Origin of the sequence: Actinopolyspora lacussalsi subsp. righensis, assembly GCF_900116555.1 — a bacterium.
Lineage (GTDB): Bacteria > Actinomycetota > Actinomycetes > Mycobacteriales > Pseudonocardiaceae > Actinopolyspora > Actinopolyspora lacussalsi.
Map to the genome: position 1 here is coordinate 1 of NZ_FPAT01000021.1, position 1,511 is coordinate 1,511.

Sequence of the window (1,511 nt, forward strand, 5' to 3'; positions counted from 1 at the left end):
TGGTGGGTGTGCTGGGCAGCGAGGGGGTGACGCAGGAGGGTAGCCCATCCCGGGCGATGGTTGTCCCGGGGTAACGGTGTAGCACGGTCGCCCAGGCAAATCCGGGTGGCCAGTGGTGTGAGACCGGATGCCGAGCCGGTGTGGCGAAGTGGGTGATCCCCGGCTGCCGAGAAAAGCCTCTAGCGAGGGGCCGCGTGGTCCGTACCCGAAACCGACACAGGTGGTCTGGTAGAGCATACCGAGGCGAGCGGGGTAACCGTGGTTAAGGAATTCGGCAAATTGTCCCCGTAACTTCGGGAGAAGGGGAGCCGCGCCTGGTGATCCCCCATTGGCGGGGTGAGCTGGGGGTGGCCGCAGAGTCTGGGCCCAAGCGACTGTTTACTAAAAACACAGGTCCGTGCGAAGTCGTAAGACGCGGTATACGGACTGACGCCTGCCCGGTGCCGGAACGTTAAGGGGAGTGGTGAACCCGTTTAGGGTGAGGCTGCGAACCGAAGCGCCGGTAAACGGCGGTGGTAACTATAACCATCCTAAGGTAGCGAAATTCCTTGTCGGGTAAGTTCCGACCTGCACGAATGGCGTAACGACTTGGGCGCTGTCTCGACCACGGGCCCGACGAAATTGCAGGACGAGTTAAGATGCTCGTTTCGCGCGGCAGGACGGAAAGACCCCGGGACCTTTACTACAGCTTGGTATGGGCGTCTGGTTCGGCTTGTGTAGGATAGGTGGGAAACGGTGAACCACGCACGCCAGTGTGTGGGGAGTTGCTGGTGAAATACCACTCTGGTCGTTCCGGGCGTCTAACCTCGGTCCGTGACCCGGATCAGGGACAGTGCCTGGTGGGTAGTTTAACTGGGGCGGTTGCCTCCTAAAGGGTAACGGAGGCGCCCAATGGTTCCCTCAGCCTGGACGGAAACCAGGTGGCGCGTGTAAGTGCACAAGGGAGCTTGACTGTGAGACCGACGGGTCGAGCAGGTGCGAAAGCAGGGACTAGTGATCCGGCACCGGCATGCGGATGCGGTGTCGCTCAACGGATAAAAGGTACCCCGGGGATAACAGGCTGATCTTGCCCAAGAGTCCATATCGACGGCATGGTTTGGCACCTCGATGTCGGCTCGTCGCATCCTGGGGCTGGAGTGGGTCCCAAGGGTTGGGCTGTTCGCCCATTAAAGCGGCACGCGAGCTGGGTTTAGAACGTCGTGAGACAGTTCGGTCCCTATCCGCCGCGCGCGTGTGGAGACGTGCGGGGAGCTGTCCCTAGTACGAGAGGACCGGGACGGACGAACCTCTAGTGTGCCAGTTGTCCCGCCAGGGGCACGGCTGGTTGGCCATGTTCGGCACGGATAACCGCTGAAAGCATCTAAGCGGGAAGCCCACCCCAAGATGACGTCTCCCACCCCCCGTAAGGGGGGATAAGGCACCCAGCAGATGACTGGGTTGATAGGCCCGACATGTACGCACAGCGATGTGTTCAGTGGACGGGTACTAACCCGCCGAACGGCGACACCCCC

At 61.4% G+C, this 1,511-nt stretch carries 1 rRNA gene; it reads left to right on the forward strand.

Features of this window, described 5'->3' with window-relative positions:
• Positions 1 to 1,510: ribosomal RNA gene (locus BM394_RS23140) — 23S ribosomal RNA — on the forward strand; the annotation flags it as partial.
• Between the last annotated feature and the right edge of the window lies 1 nt (position 1,511).